This window comes from Algibacillus agarilyticus, assembly GCF_003286125.1.
Lineage (GTDB): Bacteria > Pseudomonadota > Gammaproteobacteria > Enterobacterales > Alteromonadaceae > Algibacillus > Algibacillus agarilyticus.
In genome coordinates this window covers 14,997-32,507 of the sequence record NZ_QMED01000008.1, presented here as the reverse complement: position 1 = coordinate 32,507, position 17,511 = coordinate 14,997, and the positions used below count along the sequence as shown (strand labels likewise).

Below are 17,511 nucleotides of genomic sequence, written 5' to 3'. Positions count from 1 at the left end.
AGGCATTTTTCTTATGCCGACACCTTTTTTAACTTTTCTTGAATCCACGCCTTTCCCGCTCATTATGGGAATTTTAAACACGACACCTGATTCTTTCAGTGACGGTGGACGTTTTACATCCATTGAAAAATCCCTACAGCATGCATTAAAAATGCAAGCAGATGGTGCTGATGTTATTGATATTGGTGGTGAGTCTACTCGCCCTGGTGCTTCCCCGGTAAGCTTACAAGAAGAATTAGCGCGTGTTATACCGGTAATTAAAGCGGTAAAAGCTGAAACAGACGTTTATATTTCAGTTGATACATCTAAGCCAGATGTCATGTTAGCGGCTGCCAATGCAGGTGCAGACCTGGTTAATGATGTACGGGCATTAACTGAACCTAATGCGTTGGAAACCGTCGCCCAATTAAAATTACCGGTTTGCATAATGCATATGCAAGGCCAACCAAAAACAATGCAAGCTCAGCCTCATTATACCAACGTTAGTCATTCGGTTATTGAATTTTTAAGCAATCGAATTGATGCATGTGTTGATGCTGGGATCCAACGAAATCATATTATCGTCGATCCTGGTTTTGGCTTTGGTAAATCCTTTGAGCATAACTTTCAGCTTTTAGCTGAATTTGCAGATTTGAAAAAATTACAGTTACCGATTTTAGCCGGTTTGTCACGTAAAAGCATGATTGCGACCGCAACCGGACAAGATGTTAATCATCGGGTTTACGGTAGTATTGCTGGAGCACTGATATGTGCCCAGCATGGTGCAAATATACTTAGAGTTCATGATGTACAAGCGACTAAAGACGCTTTAGCTGTTTGGCAGTACACACACAAATTTATAAGAGAATACTGATGGAAAAACGTTATTTTGGTACAGATGGTATTCGAGGTACCGTTGGAAAAGGAAAAATTACACCTGCTTTTGTGATGAAGCTAGGCTGGGCTGTAGGGCGAGTGTTAACTCGGCAAGGAAACAAAAACGTTTTAATTGGCAAAGATACACGCATCTCAGGCTATATGTTTGAATCCGCACTTGAAGCCGGTTTATCGGCTGCAGGAGTCGATGTGCGTCTTCTTGGTCCAATGCCAACACCTGCTATTGCTTATTTAACTCGAGCTTTTAGAGCTGATGCTGGCATAGTGATTAGCGCCTCTCACAACCCATATTACGATAATGGGATAAAGTTTTTTTCCGCTCAGGGAATGAAATTAGATGATGACATTGAATTAGCCATTGAAGCTGAACTTGACCTTGAAATGACGGTTGAAGAATCAAATAAGTTGGGCCGAGCTTTACGAATTGATGATGCAGCCGGGCGTTATATCGAGTTTTGTAAGAGCCGTTTTCCGAGTGACATGTCACTTAAGGGCTTAAAAATTGTTGTTGATTGCGCACATGGCGCTACCTATCACATTGCACCTAAAGTATTAGAAGAACTGGGCGCTGACATTATTACCATTGGTGTTTCGCCAAATGGTTTAAATATAAACGAAGACTGCGGTGCTACCTCACTAAAAGCTTTACAAGCTAAGGTTATTAGTGAAAGTGCTGATTTAGGGTTTGCATTAGATGGTGATGGTGATCGCATTATGATGGTTGATGATCGTGGTCAGGTTGTTGATGGTGATCAAATTATGTTTGTCATGGCGCGTGATGCATTAAAGTCAGGCACGCTTGATGGCGGTGCGGTTGGCACATTGATGAGTAACCTTGGACTTGAAGTTGCTTTAAAAAATTTAGGCATTCCATTTTCTCGCAGTAAAGTGGGAGATCGATATGTCTTAGCGATGTTACAAGAGAAAGGCTGGTCAATTGGGGCTGAAAATTCAGGGCATGTGTTAGATTTAAAACAATCAACTACCGGTGACGGTATTGTAGCCGGTTTACAGGTGCTAAAAGCGATTATAAATACAGGCCTTTCTTTGCGTGAATTGTGTGGTGGAATGACGTTATACCCACAAGTGTTAATTAACTTACGCTATAAAGAAGGTCAAGACTCCCCTTTAGAAGCTGCTGAAGTATTAAAAATCACGCAAGAAGTGGAAGTTGAATTAGGAGAAACAGGTCGGGTGCTATTACGTAAATCAGGTACAGAACCTTTGGTTCGAGTGATGGTTGAAGGTAAAGATCAAGACTTAGTACAACAAAGTGCTGAAAAAATAGCCGAAGTTGTAAAAGAATGCATAAATAAATAAGCTAATACTTGTAACTATTGCCAATGCTAGTTAAAATCACGCCCGCTCAGCTTTAGGAGCTAACAAATATGGCTAATAGAAAGCCTGTCGTCGCTGCAAATTGGAAAATGAACGGTGATAGACAGCTTGTAAAACAATTTATCGAAATTGTTCATGCAGCTGAAGTGACAAATAATGTTGATGTGGTGCTTAGTCCACCAGCTACATTATTAGATTATGCCAATACAACCAGACTTGGGCAGAAAGCTGATATCATTCTATCTGCTCAAAGTATAAGTGAGTTGTCATCAGGGGCATATACCGGCGAATTATCCGCTAATATGTTTAAAGATGTTGGTTGCACTTGGGTTTATTGTGGTCATTCTGAACGCCGACATATATTTGGCGAAAGTTCAGAAGTTGTCGCTAAAAAATTTATACAAGCACAAAAAAATGGGTTAACACCTGTTTTGTGTGTCGGTGAAACGGAAGAAGAACGTAAAAAAGGTAAAGCCTTTTCTCGTTTAACGTCGCAGATTGAAGCGGTTATAAATTTAGCGGGTAAAGATTGCTTCCAAAATGCAATTTTTGCTTATGAGCCTGTATGGGCTATTGGTACAGGTAAAGCAGCAACACCTGAAATAGCGCAAGAAGCACATAAGTTTATTCGTGGTATGATTGCCGCGATGCGTCAAGAAAGCGCAGAAAGCATAAGAATATTATATGGTGGTAGTGTAACCCCAGATAATGCAGTTGAGTTATTTAGCCAACCTGATATTGATGGTGGTTTAATTGGTGGTGCTGCATTACGACCATTAGATTTTGTTAAAATTTGCCAAGCGGCCACTTAAGGTTGCGCAAAACTGGAAACAAATTAAATGTACGAGATTTTATTAGTAAGTTTTTTAATTGTCGCGATTGCACTTGTTGGCCTGATCTTAATTCAGCACGGTAAAGGTGCCGATATGGGGTCATCATTTGGAGCCGGTTCATCACAGACGATGTTTGGTTCATCGGGTTCAGGCAACTTTTTAACGCGTTCAACTGCAATTTTAGCCACTTTGTTTTTTGTACTAAGTGTTATTTTAGGCAACTTATCAAGCAAGCAAATTAAGCAAACAGATGAGTGGCAAGACTTATCATCTGATGTTGTCGCTGAAGAAGTTATTGTGGATGATGTACCCGCAATAGAAAATAAAAATTCAGACGTACCCCAGTAATATAGTGTAACTGTAAGATACATGCGGATGTGGTGGAATTGGTAGACACGCCATCTTGAGGGGGTGGTGAGCATAGCTCGTGCGGGTTCAAGTCCCGCCATCCGCACCAACTTTTTAAATTAACCAATCTTTTTGATTGGTTTTTTTGTATTTACTCCTTTATTTTTTGTTTATTTCAGCAAGCATAGATAGACGAAATGAACCAGCTAAGCATACTTATACCAATCCGAAATAATAAGAGCCCACTCAGCGAGCGTTTAAATGCGCTTGAATGAAAGAATAATGGTGCTCTTTGAGTTCGAACAACATAGAGTAAGCGCATTTAAAACTCGCCTAAAAGGAATGCCCCAGAGGCTTTTGACCTGCGTTATCGGTATTTGAAAGGGAACAACCATTCCTACACACCGACGCCTTGTTCAAAAAACGCTGGATGCATTCTGAGAGATCACTTATTTATATGAATTGATATTACTTATTTTTATATTCAAACTCCATTTCGCCTAATTGTAGCCAAAAATCACTTGTATCGATAACTTCAATAATCCCCGCCAATTTTTTAGAAAATAGTTGGATCTCTTCGGCCTTATGTGGCGTAAATCTATTTATATAATTTAATTGCTCGGCAATGTGCTCAATATTGTCTTCCTTAATAGGGGAAATACATAAATAGAGAGAGTGGAGTTCAGCTTGCGATAAAGTTTTTCTGACAAACTGCTGTACATTTCTAACGTTAGCGCCTGTTCTTGATTGCTTAGGTATGTCGACTTGATTTGGTTGCAAACTAAAAATGAGCTCATCATTTATCATTTCTGCATTTTTACTAAAAATATCAATCGATCTAATTAAAGGCGGAACGCGTTTATCTTCGTTAATTAATTGATAAACAGATATTCTGTTTTCGGTAATGGGGGATTGTAAACGCGATAACGTTGTGAGCTCTTGTGTTGTAAAGTCAGCTACTAATAAGCGATTAAATGTGAGGGTTTTCTTTTGATCACGTAACACGCCAAATGCGATTGCGGGATAAAAAGTAATAAACAATGTGCGCAATGCCGTTTGTAATAAAATAAATTGATCATAATGGTCATTCTTTTTTAGTTTAGTCATATTTGATTTAATCAAGCTACGCATAAACTTAACGACTAATTCACTATTTTTGTGTTCAAATAAGCTTAAATGTAAATCATGGCTTACTGGGTTTATACCCACTATTTGATAAGTTGCTTGATTTAGTGCATTCAATTCTCCAAATTTTTCAAACAAAGTCGCTGTTATTTGGATTAAATCACCTTGCTCAAGTTTATGCTCCATCTTGGTTAAATGTAACTTCAAACCATGAGCCGACATATCGACAATATTGGCTTCGACGGGTGCTATATGCCCTTTCTTTTCAACAATAACCGGCGTTTTATAGAAATAACGTAATTCTTTGCGGGCGCAATCAGGCTCAACATTGATTAACGATAAATTGGTTGCTTTTAGCCTAGGGCAAATAAAATTGCTGAGTTGTTGGTTAGCCTGAGCCGAAAGTTTAGATTGGGTTGGCGGGATAACCAGTTTTTCATGTTCTGTTAAGCGATGAAGCATAATGCAGTGGTTCAAATTTTTAATCGGAGCTAATGCATTGTTTGCTTCTTTTTCGGAGGTAAACCAATTATGCTTTAAATTTGAAAAAATACTTTGCGTTAAGGCAAATGCTTTAAGTTCAAAAATAGCGAGCTCGCCGTATAACTTGGCGAAGGTTAAAAAATTGACAATTTGATTATTTAAACTTAATTCAGTTAATGTTGATGCGATAAATAAAATTTTATCTTGTTTTTTAAACCGAATAACGAGCAGGTGCTCATTTTTCTTAAGTTTGATCTTCGGCCAAACGGTATATAAAACAGAATGTAAGCGTTGAGCTTCACTTTCATCGTGAAAAAAATTTAATTGCGTGTTTGTATGCTGATTAACTAAACAATGCCTTACATTGCCGATTTGACCACCATTAACGGCGATAAACACCGGAAACCATTTCGTTTGCTTAAGTAAGTGATCTTCAACTAACCTTGATTCGGCTAAATCAATTGCATTAGTTATATCAACTTTAAAGCGAGTTCGATGTTCAGTGATATATCGGTCTAAAAATAGGCTCCATTCGAAAGATTCACTGCAAAGTGCAACACCTACTTTTTGTGTACCATCGCTTTCTGGTTTATGGCCGCAATAGACGACTTGGTATTTATAAATCGGTGATTGGTCAAAAGTAAATTCACGTGTCATCGCTCTAAAATCTAAATTGAGTATGTCGCCTTTTTTGACTAAACCAAAAGGTTCGACTTTGAGCAAGCAGCCACTGCGTGAAATATTAGAAGTAAATACTTCAATTTCTTCACCTTCATCTGGTTTGATAAAAATCGGTTTAGCTAAATAAATACGCTCTTCTAAGCGCCTTGACGTTAACCCTAAAGGGGTTATTGGTACTTCAAACGCTTTTATAGCCTGCTCATATTTATACTGTTTTTCAAATTGTTTGTAACATTCACTTGAGTTAATTGATTCATATACACCTTGTGTATATTGCTGACCAAATCGATCGACTTCGAGTAAAAAAATACGCCTTGCCACTTGATCTAAGTAAAAGCGTTTTCCTTGCCAAGAAAACTCTTCTACGTCGTAATCACTTGTATTACTCATATCAATGGTGCGTTCATAAGGTTTAAACAAGCGAGCGAGTTCACCTTTGATATTAAATTGTGTAGGTTTATTTAAATGACCGCAAGTCTTAATGAAAGCTTGTGTAAATGACTCCCTATTATAATAAGGGATCAATAAATCGACATATTTTCGGTATTTGGGATCGAGATTTACGGATTGACTTTGCATGCCTGATCATAAACGTGAAAGGAATGTACAAAGTATAGGGCAAGATATTAAGTATTGAAAATTAGCTACAAAAAAGGCGTTGATTCAACGCCTTTCATTAGTACAGAAGTAGTTCAGAAAAAGCTTAAAGCTTAGTGAAGAACACGCGCTCTAATTGTGCCTGTAATCGCTTTTAACTCTTCTAAAGCCGCTTCAGCATCGTCTGAATCAACTTCAATAACCACATAACCAATTTCTGAGTTGGTTTGTAAGTATTGAGCTGAAATATTAATGTTTTGCTCAGCGAACGCTAAGTTGATTTTTGTTAAAACACCGGGCTGGTTTTTATGCACGTGTAGTAAACGGCTACGGCCTTCATGCTGTGGTAACGAAACTTCAGGGAAGTTAACCGCAGATAAAGTAGAGCCATTATCACTATATTTAGCTATTTTACCCGCGACTTCAATACCGATATTTTCTTGTGCTTCTTGAGTACTGCCACCAATATGCGGTGTTAAAATGACATTATCTAAACCACGTAAAGGTGATTGAAATTCTTCATCATTACCTTTTGGCTCAACAGGGAATACATCAATGGCAGCGCCTGATAACGCCCCCGCTTTTATTGCATCCGCTAACGCATCAATATCAACAACCGTGCCACGTGAAGCATTGATTAAAATGCTGCCCGGTTTCATGGCTGAAATTTGTGTTAAACCAAACATATTTTTAGTTTGTGGGGTTTCAGGTACATGAAGCGAAACAACGTCTGCATTCGCTAATAATTCAGCTTCAGAAACTTGTTTAGCATTACCGAGTGGTAATTTATCTTCTAGATCATAAAAGATAACTTGCATGCCGATCGTTTCAGCTAAAATACCAAGCTGAGTACCGATGTGGCCATAGCCAATAATACCGAGTGTTTTGCCACGTGCTTCATATGAACCGTTAGCTGACTTGTCCCATCCACCTCGATGCGCCTTTGCATTTTTGGCCGGAATTTGACGAAGTAATAATAAGCTTTGGCCTAATACTAATTCAGCAACACTACGTGTGTTTGAGAAAGGGGCATTAAATACCGGAATCCCCATTGCGCCAGCAGCGGCTAAATCAACTTGGTTAGTACCGATACAAAAACACCCAATACCAACTAATTTTTCAGCTGCATTTAATACTTTTGCATTTAAGTTAGTGCGTGAACGCAAACCAACAAAATGCACATCTTTGATTTTTTCGATCAATTCATCTTCAGGTAGCGACGTTTTAACGTATTCAATGTTGGTGTAACCATTGTTAGTTAAAGTATCGACTGCGGTTTGATGAACGCCTTCTAATAGAAGGATTTTAATTTTGTCTTTAGCTAATGAATAAATGCTCATGTCTCTGACCAGTTAGGTATACAACGAATTGGCATAATTGTAATGTTTTTTATGCCTGTTTTATAGCGTTTTTACACCATTATTATCGGCAACCAAAATAATATCGGCACCCCGATGGGCAAATAGTCCGTTCGTGACTACGCCAACAATTTGATTTAATTGTTTTTCAAGGTGCATTGGGGCATCAATTTTCATGTTATAAACGTCTAAAATGATATTACCATTATCGGTGATCACACCTTGACGATATACAGGGTCACCACCGAGTTTAACGATTTCTCGGGCCACGTAGCTACGTGCCATTGGGATCACTTCCACCGGTAAAGGAAACTCACCTAAGGTTTTAACCATTTTACTATCGTCGATGATGCATATAAATTTTTTAGCGACAGCTGATACTATTTTTTCGCGGGTGAGAGCTGCACCGCCGCCTTTTATCATGGCTTTGTCTTCATCAATTTCATCAGCCCCATCAACATAAATATCCAAGGCATCAACACTATTTAAATCAAAAACTTCAATGCCTAAATCTTCAAGTAATTTGGTTGAAGCATCAGAGCTAGATACTGCGCCTTGTAAATCAGCGGCAATAGGAGCGAGTGCGTTGATAAAATGGTTAACAGTAGAACCGGTACCCACACCAATAATGTCACCTGCTTTTACATATTTTATGGCGGCTTCTGCGGCTAGTTTCTTTTTTGCGTTTTGGTCCATTTTTATTCCAAATCGAGTGTGTGTTTTAATATAGGTTATGATTTAACGGTTTGTTTATAGTCTTCTCGATCCGGTTTTATGGTTCATTAACCCGGATCGAGAAGACTATATCACTTATAAATATTGTGATCTGGCCGTAAAGCATGACCAAAAGCGATGTTTAGTCATATGATAACCTGAGTGGTTTAAATATCTAGTTGAAATCTAGTTTATGCTTAGTTATTTTACTGAAAACAGAAAATGTATTCTGGTGTGATTATAGCAGGCAAAGGCACATCCCATGCTTCTGTTGGTAAATGGTCAACTTGCTGACATTGATGAGCTAAGCCAACTAATATGGGTTTTAAGCTATTTGCTTGTTGAGTAAAAGCAAATGTTCTATCGTAATATCCGCCGCCCATACCCAAACGTTGTCCTGCCGTATCAAATGCCACTAAAGGCGTAAATACACAATCTAATTCAGTCGTTGGGCAAATAGCGGTTGCCGTGAGCTTCGGCTCTGCGATCCCATATTTATTTTTAATTAATAGCGTTGACTTATCATAATGTAAAAAGAGCAAATGACCTGAGCAAAAAGGGTGGATCACCGGTAAGTAAATTTCAATATTAGTTTGATGACAATAATCAATAATAGTTTGCGTGCTTAATTCACCATCATTGGCCAAATATAACCCGATTTTTTTGATTGTTGGATATTGCTGAATAAATTTTTTAAATTGAATTAGCACTTGTACTTGAGCTTCATTTTGTTCAGCCAGGGTTAATTGCTGTCTCGCGTGCCTAATCTGGCTTCTGATTTGTTGACGTACGTTCAATTAACCCTCTCATTTAGTAATATTTAGCATGGTTATGTTTTTTGTTTTAAAAATTGTAACACAGCTTGAATTCATTAATGTATAGTCAAAGCGATCGGGTTTTAGGGGAAGCCGTCAAGCTTCGAGACGCCATGAGCATATGCTCTACTATGTGATTGGGGCGAGTAAGCGCTGACAATGAACCATAAAACCTGAGCGAGAAGACTATATGCCTCAGAAAAATGTAATTAACTATAACGCGTACTGGTTACTTAATAAGAGAGCAAACGCCATTGAAGTGACTTGGATATAAACAAATAATATCAACCAAAAACTGTGACACACTGCTTTGATGTTGCAATAAGTAGCCCCTGTTGATCCCAAATGTGTGCACTGGTGTAGGCATAGCCATCTTCGGCATGATCGGTCTCTACTTGGTAGGCAAGCCAATCTTGCGGTTGCAGTTGGTTTAATTGTGCTTCGTTATGTGCAAAAGACAAATTCCAATTCATGGTACTGGCAGGAGCCGGTCCGGTTAATAATTGCAACACAGCCGGTGGCCAGCTATCAATTAGCGTGATCACATGTGCTAAGGTCAATTTTTCAGGTTGCTTTTTTAAACGCATCCAACCGTGATAATGAGATGTTTTAGCTTTTAAAAAAGGGACTCGGCCTTCTTGGATCGCCATATCAATATGTTTAAAATATTTTGGTGTAACCCCTGGGATTTGTGGTAAAAAATCACCTTTTTTAGCAAGAGTCATTTGATGTGAATTTGTCGGTTGTATATTTATTTTTGATTCACGTTTAGAGCCAAAACTGGCTTGTGCGGTCACACATATCTTTTCATCTTGAATTATCTTTGCTTCGAGCATCGTTGTGCTTTTACCACTACGCAGGCGTGTCGCTATAATCTTAAAGGGGGTTTTAGCCAGTAAAGGACCAATAAAATTAATGTTTAAGCTTTTAATCGTATGCGTGTTATTCGTGAGTTGTTGCATCTTTTGATACATCAATGCAGCTGATAACCCACCAAATATCGTTCGACCTTGACACCAATCATTGGGTAAAACCAGTTCATCCTTATTTTGATTCAATCGTAATATTTCATCTATATGCATAACAAACTCCAAACTGGTACGATGTGTTACCTTGTTGAATGTTACTTGAGTCTATATTAATTGTAAACGAGTTGTAATAAACAAACGCTGTTCACTTTATCTGCTTGGTTAAAAATAGACATGCCACCACATTATTTTGCCTTTAAGTATGTAGGCTTCAAGCCTATTTTAAGTAAGTGACTGTTGTTAAGTTATTAACTTTATTGCAGTTTTATGACATAAATTGTCATTTTTGTGACCACAAACTGTAACCTTTTTGTCATTTTTCTCCTGTAGTTTTCTGCGCAACTTATTCGTACACATTAAAACTCAAGACAGACTATTTAGTCGGAGATAAAAAATGAAACTTAATCACATTTTTAAAATTTCAGCATTAGCCGCTTCTTTAGCATTAGCAGGTTGTGGTGGCGATATTAATATAACTCCAACGGTTAATGACACTAGCACAACTGATAACAGTGTTGGTGATAACTCTAACAATGTTACAAACAACAATGGTTCAAATGAAGAAGCTCAAGTTGTTTGTGCAAGCTACACTTCGAATGCTGGAACGGTTGAAGGTATAGTTGCTGGTAACGACTGTTTATATAATGATTCATTTGCAAGTGCGAACATTTCTATAACTTCGAATATCACGTTCGAAGAGTTACCAAGTGGTGGTGTTCACGTATTTGAAGAAGCATTACAAATCGGTACTGATGGTGATACTAGTGCTGGTTTTGTTGTTCCAGCCAATGGACCAACAATGACGGTTAAACCAGGTGCTAATTTAGCGTTTAAATCGGGTGAAGCAATTATCCGAATTGCACGTGGTGCGAAAATTCAAGCTGTTGGTACATTAGATAAGCCAATTACTTTCACATCTGCTTATGCATACGATCGTTTTGATGATTTAGGTAACGGTGCTCGCTACGCTGATTGGGGTGGAATCATCATCAATGGTAATGGTATTACTGACCAATGTACAGATGCTGAACGTACAGGTGGAACTTGTAACCGTGAGTCTGAAGGGATTGCTTCATACTATGGTGGTAATAACAACGCTGATTCAAGCGGCTCAATTAAATACGCAAAAATTTGGTACGCAGGTTCTGGCCCTCGTGCAAATGGTGGTGGTGACGACTTAAACTCTTTAACGCTTAATGCAGTGGGTTCTGGTTCAACATTTGAATACATCCATATTCATCAAGGCTTTGATGATGGTGTTGAAATCTTCGGTGGTGCTGCTGATTTAGCTTATGTTGCTGTAACAGATACTCAAGATGACTCATTTGATTTAGATGCTGCATGGCAAGGTAACGCTCATCACTTGTTTGTAATGCATGGTTCTGTAACTTTATCTGATGGAACAACTGCTCACATGGGTAATGGTGGATTTGAAGCTGATGGTCTGAAAGCTAAGCCTGTCGATCATGATTCAGATGCTTCAACTCCTGAAGTTGATACTCGTGGTGGTCATGTTCCAACTATTAGTAATGTAACTGTAATTACAACTGATGAAAAATCTGTTCGTGATGGCGATGATTCTCGTGCAATGAAATTTGATGATTATTTTAATGCAAATTTCCAGAATGTATTACTAGTTAAAGCTAATGCTACCGCTACTCAGTGTATCTCTTTCTCGTCTGATGGTGAAAAACAAGCTGATAAAATTAAGTTTGTAGGTTCAACTATGGCTTGTGCCGCTGATTTTAATGGTGACGCTGACTTTTCTGCAGACGCCCCTACTGCATTGCAAGCTACAGCTAAAACAGCTTGGTTTGATGCAGGTGGTAATGTTCGTTTAGGTAGTGCTTCAGATGTGTTAGCTGCAAATGGTTTTGCTACTAATACTTCATCTACAAATTTAGCTGCAGCATCTACTGATGCAACTAGTAATTATGTAGGGGCGGTTTCTGATACTGACACCAATTCTAACTGGTACAAATGGGTTGAAGCTGCAGTAACTGCTGCAAAAGCTGACTAATTCAATTGTATTTTATATGAATAGGCGCTTGTGCGCCTATTTTTTTGTTAGAGCAAAGGTATCAAGATGAAAAATAAATATAGATTCAGCAAAATTGCCTGTGCCGTGACATTGGGTGCAGTTAGTTCATTGCCGTGTGCTTTTTCAGCTGAAGAAAACGATGAGCTGATGGAAGAGGTTGTAGCAACAGCTAGCCGTTTACAAGGCTCTGCGGCTGCGGTTATTGAAGAAAGAAAGAACCAAGCTTTTGTTGCTGATATTTTAGGAGCAGAGCAATTAGCTCGTACTGGTGATAGTGACGCTGCTTCAGCATTGCGCCGAGTGACTGGCCTAACTTTAGTTGATGGTAAATATATTTATGTACGTGGGTTAGGTGAGCGTTATTCAAGTGCTAGATTAAATGGCGCGAGTATTCCAAGTCCTGATTTAACTCGTAATGTTATCCCTTTGGATATATTTCCTTCAAGCATTATTGAAAGTCTAGCTGTACAAAAAGCATACTCTCCGTCAATGCCGGCTGCTTTTGGTGGCGGTAATATCGATATTCGTACTAAAACCGTGCCATCAGAATTTACCGCTGGTATCGAATTGGGTGCTGCGTATGACACATCGGCAGATAAGGGCTTTTCTTATAATAATAATGATTCAGGGTTAAGCACTAGATTGAAGCAAGCAATTGCTGAGTATCGTGGTGATTTTGCCTTATCAAACATCATTTCAGAAGCTGGCCTTAAATCTAATGATGGATCAACAGCCGCAGAGCAAGCTACCGTCATTAATAAAGAGTTAATTAAATCATTACCTCGAGACATGGGGTTAAAACAAGAATCGCTTTCCCCTGCTTATAATTTAAGAGCACACATAGGTAATAGTTTTGATGTCTTAGAGGGTAGCGTAGGGGTGTTAGCATCTGTTGCGTATGATAATTCAAATGATGCGAGTCGTAAAACAAATTCAGTTTTAAAGCCTGCTTTACCTGAAAATTGCTCTACAACATTAAATACTGTTGAAGAAATAAGCAAATCTTGTTTTGAAGTGACGAATGATATTGAATCATCTGTTGAAAATGAACGTTTGAATGCAGTTTTCAATGTCGGTTATGAGCAAAGTGGACATCAAATTTCATGGTCTAATATTTATTTACAAGATAATGAAGAAGAAATTGACGTATCCACTTTACAAGCCCCTGCTGCTAGTTCTGTTTACACTATAGCTGGAACTAATAGTGCAAATAGAACGCATGAGTTTAAGTCAGAAGAACGGACTTTATCTATTTCCCAATTAATGGGTAAACATACTTTTGTTGATTTTTGGGGAATAGGTTTTGATTGGCAATATACTCGCTCAAAAGCCGAAACAGAGATCCCTGTTGATGTCGAGTTTAAATTTCGTGATTTATATGATGTTAACGGAAATTATAGCAGCTCCTTAATTACAGGTGATCAAAACCGAGCTACTTTCAGTTATACAGATATGGAAGATAATGTAAATTCTTACTCTGGAAATGTGAATTTACCTATTTACTTTTCTGATTTAGAGATTGAATTTAAAGCGGGTTATGACTATGTTGATCGAGCTAGAGTTTATAATACTTCAGGTTTTGGGGTTAATGTTGACGGTATAGGAATTGAGATCGAGAATGACGGTGATATGCTAAATGATTCTGCATATTTGTCTGATTCGTTCATTAATGACGAAAACATCACCGTTCAGTTTAATGAGCCTACTTCACCTAGAGCAGATGACTACATTGCTGGCCAAAAAATAGCAGCTGGATATGGCGCATTTGATGTTATTTTTGATAGTACGTGGCGTTTAAGTGGCGGCGTTAGGTTTGAAGACTTCAAACAGGTAACTATACCAACTTCTAGCTTGATTTTTGAATCAGCTGATCTTGATATTTATTATAGTCCTGAAAGAATTCAAAAATCGACAATTGAAGATGATGACGCATACTCTGCACTTTCATTTACCTATATTGGTGGTGACAATTATCAAGTTCGATTAGGTTATGGTGAGACCGTTGTTCGACCAGATCTAAGAGAGGTTGTGCCTGTTCAATATATTGATCCTTTAACTGATTTCAAAACGATTGGTCGTGAAGGTTTAGCAAGCAGTCCAATTAAAAACTATGATCTTCGTTATGAATATTATGGTGATGTTGGAGATAGTTTCTCTGTTGCTGCATTTTATAAAGACATTCAAGCTCCTATTGAAACCGTCCTACGTATTGGCGATGAAGAATATTCAGCTAGTTTTATAAATGGAGAGTCAGCTGAAGTTGCAGGTGTAGAGTTTGAATGGATGTATGACTTAACCAGCCTTTCAGATGGGTTCTTCACCTCAGGTAATATAACGCTATCTGATTCAGAAGCATCTATTGCCCCTGAATTTGCTGGTAATTTAACCAATTCTACTAAGCGAATGACTGGTCACTCTGAATACGTTGTTAATTTGCAGTTGAATTATGATTCATCTGACGGTGAACACAGTAGCTCTATTGTTTACAACGTTTTTGGTGAGCGAATTCTGGCTGCTGGTGTATTAAGTAGAGAAGATGCGATGGAACAACCTTTCCATTCATTAGACTTTGTATACACTTATTATCCAGACTTTAATTCAAAAATTAAGTTTAAAGTTAAAAACTTATTAGATGAATCTCAAGATGTAACTCAATCGGATATCACTGTTATATCTAAAGAAGTGGGGGTTGGTTTTAGTTTAGGTTATAGCTACGACTTCGATTAACCTTTATTACCTAGCTTTAGAAGCCAAAGGCACTGAATTTAGTATTGGCTTCTCGTGGGACTTATAAAAGTAAACTGAACCCTCGTTATTTAACATTGTAACGATTAAAAAGCTTTGAAGGTTAATTTAACTTCAAAGCTTTTTTCATTTAAATCAATCATTTAACCTTTCAATCTTCTTGTCATTAAACTTCAATCTAATGACTGTAAAGTAAACTCACCATGTTCAATAAATGCTCTTTATGACTTTTTTGTTTCAGTTTTATTTCTTTTAAAAGTCAGTTTTGTTTCTGTTTTATTAAGTTATTTTGGCTTTGTTACGCTGTCATAAAAGCGTCACAAGATTGAAATATCCTGCGCCTCGAATTGATTTATCGCATTAACCGAGGAAGCTGCAATGAAGTTTGCACAATCATTTAAATATTCAATACTTGCGGCCGCTGTTTACACTTGTTCAGCCGCCCAAGCACAAAACGTATTAGAGCCTGTCATGAAAGCAGGTAGTGAAATTAATCAATCGGCTGAAAAATCACAAGCGCGCATTGATAAAATCAGTGACGACACACAAAGTCGCTTACAAAAATTCCAAACCGTGAATAAAGAAATTGACGGTTTAAACGTATACAACTCACAGCTTCAACAGCAAATCGACAATCAGCTTGCTGAAATGCGCGATATCAACTTATCTATCGATCAAGTCAGTGTTGTAGAGCGTCAAGTAATGCCACTTATGATGCGCATGATTGACGGTTTAGAAAGCTTTGTTGATTTAGATTTACCTTTCTTACCTGAAGAGCGTGCTAAGCGTATCGCTGACCTGAAAAAAATGATGGTCGCTGCTGACATTTCAAGCTCTGAAAAATTTCGTCGTGTACTCGAAGCTTATCAAGTTGAAGTGGATTACGGTCGCACAATTGAAGCTTACACTGGTTTGTTAGCGATTGACGGTCAAGAACGTGATGTTGATTTTTTACGTATTGGTCGTTTATCACTTATTTATCAAACACGTGATGGGCAATTAAGTGGTACTTGGGATCAAGACACACAAGCCTTTGTTGCGTTACCGGCTGAACACCGCATTCAAATTACTAAAGGTATCCGAATTGCTCGCAAGCAGTTAGCACCTGATCTACTTAACTTACCACTTGCGTCAGCGAAGTAATGGAGTCTTTAATCATGAATTTTTTATCATTCAAAAATATTGCTAAGTCAGTTGTTATTGCTTCATCGTTAATGACCGCACAAATGGCTTCGGCTGAACCGGTTAATCTTGATGAGTTATTAAAAACGCTTGAACAAGGTAAATTGTTTCAATCAGAAGAAAATCAACGTCGCGAAGCTGAATTCAAAGGTCAACGTGATCAACAAGTTCGTTTATTAAACGAAGCACGCCAAGAGCGCGATGCAAGCATTAAATTAAGTGAAAAGCTTGAAACGCAATTTGAAGAAAACGAATTCAAATTAGCGGATTTATCAGGTGCGTTAACTAAACGCATGGGCTCTCTTAAAGAGCTTTTTGGTGTGTTACAGCAAGTTGCTGGCGATGCCAAAAATAAATTCAGCACGTCACTTATTTCAGCTCAATATCCAAACCGTGATGTATTCATGGATGAAGTTGCGCAAAAAATGGGTAAAAGCTCAAAACTGGCATCAATCGAAGAGATCGAGCAAGTTTGGTTTGCTTTACAACGTGAGATGACCGAATCAGGCAAAATCACAACGTTTAAAGCGCCTGTTGTTTTACAAGCAGGTAACAAAGTTGAAAAAGAAATTATTCGTGTAGGTTCTTTCAACTTAGTTGCAGATGGCATGTATTTAGAGTTTATCTCTGAAACTGGTTCAATTGCTGAATTATCACGCCAACCTGCGAGCCGTTATTTAGAAGGTGCAGCGGCAATGCAAAACGGCCAAGGTTCACTCGTTGATTTTGCTTTAGACCCAACAGGTGGCTCAATATTAGGTTTGTTAGTTCAAGCACCTGATACACAAGAGCGTGTAGAGCAGGGTGGAACAGTTGGTTACATTATTTTAGGTGTTGGTTTAGTTGGTTTACTTATCGCACTAGAGCGCTTCATTAGCTTGTTCCTTATTGGTAGCAAAGTTTCAAGACAATTAAAACGTCCAGAAGCTTCAAGTGACAACCCGTTAGGGCGTGTAATGAAAGTTAAAGATGAAAACCCAACTGCAGATACTGAAACGTTAGAGCTTAAATTAAGCGAAGCTATTTTACGTGAAGTGCCTAAGTTAACGCGCAACTTAACGTTTATCAAAATCATCTCAGTTGTATCACCACTATTAGGTCTACTCGGTACGGTTACGGGTATGATCAATACGTTCCAGGCCATTACCTTATTTGGTACCGGTGACCCTAAATTAATGGCGGGTGGTATTTCTCAAGCATTGGTTACAACGGTTCTTGGCTTAGTTGTCGCTATACCAACGGTATTGCTTTACACGATGTTAAATACGCGTAGCAAAAACTTGATTTATGTCTTGCAAGAGCAGAGCGCAGGCATCATTGCAGAGCGTTCAGAAAAAGGAGCATAAC

13 protein-coding genes and 1 tRNA gene are annotated in these 17,511 nt (G+C 38.3%); 9 read left to right on the top strand and 5 right to left on the bottom strand.

Translation table 11 applies throughout. The features are described 5' to 3' along the window. Positions 1 to 13 precede the first annotated feature (13 nt). The 5 genes from folP (at position 14) to DPX34_RS08250 (ending at position 3,504) form a co-directional block, all read left to right on the top strand. A complete protein-coding gene (gene folP / locus DPX34_RS08270; protein ID WP_111977942.1) occupies positions 14 to 853 on the top strand; it encodes a dihydropteroate synthase in 840 nt (279 codons plus the stop codon). Next, positions 853 to 2,196, top strand: a complete 1,344-nt coding sequence (glmM, locus tag DPX34_RS08265; RefSeq protein WP_198673656.1) for a phosphoglucosamine mutase — start codon at positions 853 to 855, stop codon at positions 2,194 to 2,196. The genes folP and glmM overlap by 1 nt, the downstream gene beginning before the upstream one ends. 68 nt (positions 2,197 to 2,264) lie before the next feature. Then, positions 2,265 to 3,026, top strand: coding sequence for a triose-phosphate isomerase (gene tpiA / locus DPX34_RS08260; RefSeq protein ID WP_111977941.1), 762 nt, complete (start codon positions 2,265 to 2,267; stop codon positions 3,024 to 3,026). Between the two features lie 27 nt (positions 3,027 to 3,053). Then, on the top strand, positions 3,054 to 3,395 hold the full coding sequence (secG, locus tag DPX34_RS08255) for a preprotein translocase subunit SecG (RefSeq protein ID WP_111977940.1): 342 nt from the start codon (positions 3,054 to 3,056) through the stop codon (positions 3,393 to 3,395). Positions 3,396 to 3,418: 23 nt separating this feature from the next. Next, positions 3,419 to 3,504: transfer RNA gene (locus DPX34_RS08250), tRNA-Leu, on the top strand. Positions 3,505 to 3,863: 359 nt separating this feature from the next. On the opposite strand, the gene DPX34_RS08245 is transcribed toward DPX34_RS08250, so the two are convergent. The 5 genes from DPX34_RS08245 to DPX34_RS08225 form a co-directional block, all read right to left on the bottom strand. Continuing rightward, entirely contained in the window at positions 3,864 to 6,263 is a 2,400-nt protein-coding gene (locus DPX34_RS08245; RefSeq protein ID WP_111977939.1) for a PilZ domain-containing protein, read from the bottom strand. A gap of 131 nt (positions 6,264 to 6,394) precedes the next feature. Then, positions 6,395 to 7,621, bottom strand: coding sequence for a phosphoglycerate dehydrogenase (gene serA, locus DPX34_RS08240; RefSeq protein ID WP_111977938.1), 1,227 nt, complete (start codon positions 7,619 to 7,621; stop codon positions 6,395 to 6,397). A gap of 60 nt (positions 7,622 to 7,681) precedes the next feature. Then, positions 7,682 to 8,335: a ribose-5-phosphate isomerase RpiA gene (rpiA, locus tag DPX34_RS08235; RefSeq protein ID WP_111977937.1), complete on the bottom strand. Its 654-nt coding sequence runs from the start codon at positions 8,333 to 8,335 to the stop codon at positions 7,682 to 7,684. Between the two features lie 224 nt (positions 8,336 to 8,559). Continuing rightward, positions 8,560 to 9,150 (bottom strand): 5-formyltetrahydrofolate cyclo-ligase, encoded by a 591-nt coding sequence (locus tag DPX34_RS08230; protein ID WP_111977936.1) that lies wholly within the window; start codon positions 9,148 to 9,150, stop codon positions 8,560 to 8,562. A gap of 302 nt (positions 9,151 to 9,452) precedes the next feature. Beyond that, on the bottom strand, positions 9,453 to 10,250 hold the full coding sequence (locus DPX34_RS08225; RefSeq protein WP_111977935.1) for a thioesterase family protein: 798 nt from the start codon (positions 10,248 to 10,250) through the stop codon (positions 9,453 to 9,455). A 340-nt stretch (positions 10,251 to 10,590) separates the two neighbouring features. On the opposite strand from DPX34_RS08225, the gene DPX34_RS08220 reads away from it, so the two are divergent. From DPX34_RS08220 to DPX34_RS08205, 4 genes are all read left to right on the top strand, one after another. Further along, on the top strand, positions 10,591 to 12,216 hold the full coding sequence (locus tag DPX34_RS08220) for a beta-helix domain-containing protein (RefSeq protein ID WP_111977934.1): 1,626 nt from the start codon (positions 10,591 to 10,593) through the stop codon (positions 12,214 to 12,216). A gap of 66 nt (positions 12,217 to 12,282) precedes the next feature. Continuing rightward, positions 12,283 to 14,964: a TonB-dependent receptor plug domain-containing protein gene (locus tag DPX34_RS08215; RefSeq protein WP_111977933.1), complete on the top strand. Its 2,682-nt coding sequence runs from the start codon at positions 12,283 to 12,285 to the stop codon at positions 14,962 to 14,964. A gap of 396 nt (positions 14,965 to 15,360) precedes the next feature. Continuing rightward, positions 15,361 to 16,125 carry a DUF3450 domain-containing protein gene (locus DPX34_RS08210; RefSeq protein ID WP_111977932.1) on the top strand — a complete coding sequence of 255 codons (765 nt, stop codon included), beginning with the start codon at positions 15,361 to 15,363 and terminating at the stop codon, positions 16,123 to 16,125. Positions 16,126 to 16,139: 14 nt separating this feature from the next. After that, positions 16,140 to 17,510 (top strand): MotA/TolQ/ExbB proton channel family protein, encoded by a 1,371-nt coding sequence (locus DPX34_RS08205; RefSeq protein ID WP_111977931.1) that lies wholly within the window; start codon positions 16,140 to 16,142, stop codon positions 17,508 to 17,510. The last annotated feature ends 1 nt before the right edge of the window (position 17,511 follow it).

Coding starts and splice junctions, on each gene's coding strand:
- tpiA (WP_111977941.1), top strand. CDS start 2,265: ATGGCTAATAGAAAGCCTGTCGTCGCTGCAAATTGGAAAATGAACGGT.
- DPX34_RS08215 (WP_111977933.1), top strand. CDS start 12,283: ATGAAAAATAAATATAGATTCAGCAAAATTGCCTGTGCCGTGACATTG.
- rpiA (WP_111977937.1), bottom strand. CDS start 8,335: ATGGACCAAAACGCAAAAAAGAAACTAGCCGCAGAAGCCGCCATAAAA.
- DPX34_RS08245 (WP_111977939.1), bottom strand. CDS start 6,263: ATGCAAAGTCAATCCGTAAATCTCGATCCCAAATACCGAAAATATGTC.
- folP (WP_111977942.1), top strand. CDS start 14: ATGCCGACACCTTTTTTAACTTTTCTTGAATCCACGCCTTTCCCGCTC.
- glmM (WP_198673656.1), top strand. CDS start 853: ATGGAAAAACGTTATTTTGGTACAGATGGTATTCGAGGTACCGTTGGA.
- secG (WP_111977940.1), top strand. CDS start 3,054: ATGTACGAGATTTTATTAGTAAGTTTTTTAATTGTCGCGATTGCACTT.
- DPX34_RS08225 (WP_111977935.1), bottom strand. CDS start 10,250: ATGCATATAGATGAAATATTACGATTGAATCAAAATAAGGATGAACTG.
- DPX34_RS08220 (WP_111977934.1), top strand. CDS start 10,591: ATGAAACTTAATCACATTTTTAAAATTTCAGCATTAGCCGCTTCTTTA.
- DPX34_RS08210 (WP_111977932.1), top strand. CDS start 15,361: ATGAAGTTTGCACAATCATTTAAATATTCAATACTTGCGGCCGCTGTT.
- serA (WP_111977938.1), bottom strand. CDS start 7,621: ATGAGCATTTATTCATTAGCTAAAGACAAAATTAAAATCCTTCTATTA.
- DPX34_RS08205 (WP_111977931.1), top strand. CDS start 16,140: ATGAATTTTTTATCATTCAAAAATATTGCTAAGTCAGTTGTTATTGCT.